The sequence below is a fragment of the Aquabacterium parvum genome, from assembly GCF_001447195.1.
Taxonomy (GTDB): domain Bacteria; phylum Pseudomonadota; class Gammaproteobacteria; order Burkholderiales; family Burkholderiaceae_C; genus Aquabacterium; species Aquabacterium parvum.
Genome location: NZ_LFRI01000069.1, coordinates 1 through 311, shown reverse-complemented (window position 1 = coordinate 311; position 311 = coordinate 1). Strand labels below are relative to the sequence as shown.

1 protein-coding gene is annotated in these 311 nt (G+C 63.0%); it reads right to left on the bottom strand.

Going from position 1 to position 311, the window contains the following annotated elements; all coding sequences use genetic code 11:
* Positions 1-311 (bottom strand): transposase (locus ABG80_RS02050; protein ID WP_160322409.1); only part of this gene is annotated, 311 nt, incomplete at both ends.

Genomic DNA, 311 nt, shown 5'->3' with positions numbered 1-311 from the left:
GGCACTCCAGCCCTCAGGCTTGCGGCCTTCGTTGAGCGCTTCGCGCTCGTCCTTGTTCGTCTGGGTGACGGGGGCCTGCACGATGCTGGCATCCACGATCTGTCCGCCGCGGGGGATGTAGCCGTGCTGCTGCAACTGCAGGCTGACTGCGTCAAAGATGGCGCGTCCGCCCAGGCTACCTTGGGCCAAGCGCTGCTTGAAGCTCCACAACGTGCGTGCATCAGGGATGTGCAGGGCACCGTCCAGACGGCAAAAGTGCTGGAAGCTCATGCGATCAAGCACCTGGTACTCGCAGTCTTCGTCACTGAGGT